The following is a 4,878-nucleotide window of genomic DNA, read 5'->3' as shown; positions in this document are numbered from 1 at the left end:
TAAACCTAAAAATGAATGTAAAAGATAACGCTGGTGAAATTAATATAAAAATCAAAAAGCAGTTTAACGTAACAATAGTAAGGGGGAATTTTCATGAATAAAGATGATTTTATCAAAAAAGTGATGCAACAACTTAACATACAAGATAAAAATGTAGCTGAAAGAGGCGTACAAATAGTTTTAAGTATTCTCAGCCACAGATTAACAGTTGAAGAAGCTTCAGATGTTGCAGATCAATTACCACATGATTTAAAGAGAATTTGGAACAACCAGATATGGATAACTAACTATTTCTTTTTATCAGGTAAAAGACTCAAATACCGCCATAAAGTTGAATTAATGAGCCTCGTAGAAAATGAAATTCTAAGAGAAGGCCTACCTTTGCACGCAGAATCATTAACTAAAGCAGTATTACATACATTAAAAGACCAAATCACACCTGGTGAAGCAGAAGATATTTCAGCTCAATTACCTGAGGAATTGAGAGATTTCTTCAAAGCTGCGTAAAATTTAGTTATATAAACAATTCACTAAATGGGATAAAATTTTATCCCATTTTTTTATTGAAAGTCATATAAAATCCTAAAACCGAGTGCTATTAGAAACTTTAAACATAAAATTCGTCATTATAAATAGGTAACTCTAAACAAGTAAACAAAAAATTAAATCTGTATTAATTTTTTTTGATATAACCAATGTTTAAAGTAAAATAAATGCAGAATCGTTATTTAAATCTTAGTTTAAAGGAACAAACCAATGTGGGAATATACAGAAAAAGTAAGAGATTACTATAGAAATCCTAAAAATGTCGGAGAAATAGAAAACGCAGATGCTATAGGAGAAGTAGGGAGCATAAGCTGCGGTGATGCGCTCAAACTTTTTCTTAAAATAGATAAATCATCTGGGATCATAATTGATGCAAAATTCCAGACATTTGGCTGCGGATCTGCTGTTGCAAGTGCAGGCGCATTAACTGAAATGATAATCGGAAAATCGGTGGAAGAAGCTTCAAAAATCAACAATCAAGATATTGCTGACTTTTTAGGCGGTTTACCGGAACAAAAAATGCACTGCAGCGTTATGGGCAAAGAAGCACTAGAAGCAGCTATTGAAAATTATCAAGGTAGACCTGCCGAAAAAATTGAAGTTGGAAGCAAAATAGTTTGCAAATGCTTTGGTACTACTGAAGAAAAAATAAGACAAATCATCAAAGAAAATGATATCGTAAGCATTGCAGGTGTGACAAATTATTGTAAAGCAGGCGGTGGTTGCGGTAAATGCCATGATGATATTCAAGAAATTATCAACGATGAAATCCAAATGCGTGAAACAAAACCTGAAATAAAACCTCTTTCAAAAACTCAAATGATTATTAAAGTTAATAATATACTTGAAAATTATATTGCTGCTGAACTTAGAAAAGACGGTGGTGATATTGAATTAGTAGATGTTGATGGAAATAAAGTTTTTGTTAAATTACAGGGATCCTGCAAAAACTGTCCGAGTAATAGCTTAACTCTAAAAAACTTTGTTGAAGGAGTTTTAAAAGAGCAAATCGATAGAAATATTCAAGTATTTGAAGCATAAATAAGGTAAATATAATGGAAAACGTAAAAAAATCAAAAAATATACTTTATTTCGATAATAATGCAACCACAAAAGTTGCTGATGAAGTGGTATCAACAATGCTTCCTTTTTACTCTGAAAATTACGGCAATCCGTCAAGCATGCATGCTTTTGGCGGAGAAGTTGGCAAATATATTAAAAAGGCAAGAACACAAGTTGCAGAACTAGTTGGTGCTACTGATTCTCAGGAAATAATTTTTACCAGCTGCGGAACCGAGAGTGCTAATATGGCAATAAGAGGCTCCTTAGAGGTTCATCCTCATAAAAAGCATATTATCACTACAAAAGTTGAACACCCCTGCGTACTAAATACATTTAAATGGCTGGAGAAAAAAGGCTATAAAGCAACGTATTTATCAGTAAATTCTGAAGGTGAACTTGATCTTGAAGAATTCAAAAATAGTATAACCCCAGATACAGCGCTAGTTGCGTGTATGTGGGCAAACAATGAAACTGGTGTTATATTTCCAGTCGAAAAAATGGCGAAAATAATCAAAGAGAAAAATTCTGAAACAATTTTCTTTGTTGATGCAGTTCAAGCTGCCGGCAAAATACCTATTAGCGTTAAGGACACAAAAATAGACATACTTGCCATTTCAGGCCATAAAATTCACGCTCCAAAAGGAATTGGTGCACTTTATATTAAAAAAGGTACACTTGTAAACCCTCTTATAATTGGTGGACATCAGGAAAGAGGAAAAAGAGCAGGCACTGAAAATGTAGCAGGCATTATAGGTTTAGGAATTGCAGCAGAACTTGCACTAAAATATCTTGACGATGAAAATACCAGAATAAAATATTTAAGAGACAAGCTCGAAAGAGGCTTACTCGAAAGAATTTTTAATGCGAGAGTCAATGGATCAAGAATTAACAGAGTTCCTAATACCACTAATATAAGCTTTGAGTATATAGAAGGTGAATTAATTCTTTTACACCTTAGCGACTTGAATATATGCGCCAGCTCAGGCAGTGCATGTACAAGTGGCAGCTTAGAACCAAGTCATGTGTTAAGAGCAATGGGAATACCGTTTACTGCTATCCATGGCAGCATCAGATTCAGCCTTAGCAGGTATAATACTGAAGAAGAAATAGATTATTTGTTGGACGCAGTTCCTCAAGTAATTCAAAAATTAAACAGTATTTCCCCTTTCCAAAAGCAACTTAAAGAACTTGAAGAAATTAAGTTATCAAGAAAATAAACCCAAAACAGTATAAAGTAAAAAGACCAGTTATTCTGGTCTTTTTACTTTTATTATATTTAAGGATAGGAGGTTTATGCAATTCCATAAGTATTTGGAGTAAGTGGGAATTTTTGTGCTACTTTAGCAGCAAGATAAGGCATTTCCTTACCAAATTCATCTACAATAGCTTTTTCTATCATTTTTTGCCTAATTGCTTTTTTTAGATCATAAAAATCTTTTTCTAATTTATTTTCTACTTCGAGATTGGAAAAATTTTCACCAAAGGAAAGTTCTCCATCAAAATCAAGTATAGACTTACTTTTTACTTTACTTTTGAACACATTTAATGGATTTATACGATTATACAAAGTTATCATTTAATTCTCCTCATTAATCAAGCTCAACTAATGCTAAGTTTATTAGCAAAACTGGCTATAATTAATTTAATAAAGCTATATTTTAATCACAGATGATATTAAGTAAGAAAAATAAAAAAGTTGCTAGTGTACAAATTACAATTTAATATTTTGTTACAAATAATCAAGTTAAGGTAATATATGCACTCCTGCCCCCATTCCGTTATGTAATAGCTGACGTGTAATAATATGAGTTTGTGGATATGCCCCAAAATTGTTATATCCATAGTTATTTCCCCAATAGCCTGACGGCACTCCATAATGATTATTAGTGGGATACGCATAAGGATAATTTGCATTATAGGGATATCCATTATTTTGATACTGATAATAATTAGGGTCAACCGTATTTGAGTTATTTCTATTTAAATATCCAGCAATAAAAGGTACTGCTAGCATTTGCAGGAGATTTAATAATCCCCCTGAACTGGAAAGCGTGGATTGATTTTGTGGTTGGTCACAAAAAAAGTCCTCTTCCCACTCCCCCATACCATTTGAAAAAAAGCTATTATCTTGCATGCCATTATTACCTAAATAATTCTGATTAGGCTGACCAGGCAGATTTCCTGACTGCCCAGAAGTATTTTCAACAGCATTATTTAAGCGACTTATTCGAGTATCAAACATTCCTGACTGAATTGCTCCAAAGATCTTTTTCTCAAGTCTCTCAAGGCGCAGACTTACGAGTTCATTATCAAATGATTGCCCAAATACTTTTTGTTCAAGCACAGATACATTTGTATATATAGTTGAACCATTATGAGTTGAATAAATTGTACTGGTCTTTTCATCATATGCTAAATCATCAGCATTAGGGTCAATAGCCGATTTTAATCTATCTAACCTGTCAGCCAGGCTTTGGCTTGAAAATGTTGTACCAAAAACCTTGCTTTCAAGTCTGTTCAGCCTTGAATAAATATTTTCTCTAACAAATGCCTCATGAAAAACCTTTATTTCAAGCTGGGTAACAGCAGGATAATCCGTAGCTGAGTTATCAGCTGAAATAAGCTCATCTGAATCAAGTACATTACCAATATTTTGGTTTCTCGAATATTTATTGACTATTTGAGAAACTCTAAAAACTCTCCGGGCTATATCATCATTATAAGTTTTTCCAAATGCAGATTGTTCAATTCTGTCTAAACGTGCACTTATTGGCTCATTAATAAAACTTTGATTAAACAATTGCAATTCAATAGAATTAATTGCATTAAAATCTATTTGTGAGGAAAAAGCCTGATTATGCAATAAAAGTAGTATAATTAATGCATATTTAAGCCTGTTTGAAAGTTTAAAAATCATAAGAAATTATTCTTCTCTTTATCCTAGTTAGTTTATAACTATAAAATCAGAATAAAGATGAATAAATTCCTCAACAGATGATTTTTATTTTTTATTTTACTGAATAAAAGTATATGTTTTTAGTAAAGGCTATATACACTCAGGTTAAATTATCTTGCTATAAACCACAAATGTTTGATAAACTAAAAATCACGAATATAGCTAAAATACTTATCTTTGATGTAATTTTTACAGTTTAGGATTTCCAAATATGTACGAAATCTTTTTGACCAATACGGCTAACAAATCACAAAAAAAATTAGACAAACCGCTAAGATTAAAAATAAAAGATTCATTAACTCAAATAGCTAATG

The 4,878-nt window shown here is 32.0% G+C and carries 5 protein-coding genes and 1 pseudogene (1 of these 6 running past the window's edge); 4 read left to right on the top strand and 2 right to left on the bottom strand.

The window, feature by feature from the left end:
• Nucleotides 1–93 precede the first annotated feature (93 nt).
• The 3 genes from A2255_03060 to A2255_03050 all read left to right on the top strand — a co-directional run bounded on the left by A2255_03060 (nucleotide 94) and on the right by A2255_03050 (nucleotide 2,825).
• Complete coding sequence (locus A2255_03060; GenBank protein OGI22790.1) at nucleotides 94–507, top strand: hypothetical protein; 414 nt, start codon at nucleotides 94–96, stop codon at nucleotides 505–507.
• A gap of 249 nt (nucleotides 508–756) precedes the next feature.
• The gene (locus A2255_03055; protein ID OGI22789.1) at nucleotides 757–1,587 is read left to right on the top strand and encodes a Fe-S cluster assembly protein NifU; all 831 of its coding nucleotides are present in this window, start codon (nucleotides 757–759) and stop codon (nucleotides 1,585–1,587) included.
• 14 nt (nucleotides 1,588–1,601) lie between these two features.
• Nucleotides 1,602–2,825 carry a cysteine desulfurase NifS gene (locus tag A2255_03050; protein ID OGI22788.1) on the top strand — a complete coding sequence of 408 codons (1,224 nt, stop codon included), beginning with the start codon at nucleotides 1,602–1,604 and terminating at the stop codon, nucleotides 2,823–2,825.
• Between the two features lie 74 nt (nucleotides 2,826–2,899).
• Here A2255_03050 and A2255_03045 read toward each other — a convergent pair whose 3' ends face one another.
• On the bottom strand, nucleotides 2,900–3,184 hold the full coding sequence (locus A2255_03045; GenBank protein ID OGI22787.1) for a hypothetical protein: 285 nt from the start codon (nucleotides 3,182–3,184) through the stop codon (nucleotides 2,900–2,902).
• Nucleotides 3,185–3,352: 168 nt separating this feature from the next.
• Entirely contained in the window at nucleotides 3,353–4,525 is a 1,173-nt protein-coding gene (locus A2255_03040) for a hypothetical protein (protein OGI22786.1), read from the bottom strand.
• Between the two features lie 250 nt (nucleotides 4,526–4,775).
• Between A2255_03040 and A2255_03035 the strand changes: the two are divergent.
• Nucleotides 4,776–4,878: pseudogene (locus A2255_03035) on the top strand (hypothetical protein) (it continues 188 nt past the right edge of the window).

It is taken from the genome of Candidatus Melainabacteria bacterium RIFOXYA2_FULL_32_9 (assembly GCA_001784615.1).
GTDB lineage: Bacteria > Cyanobacteriota > Vampirovibrionia > Gastranaerophilales > UBA9579 > UBA9579.
The sequence above is the reverse complement of the archived record's forward strand: the minus strand, read 5'-3'. Positions and strand labels throughout refer to the sequence as shown.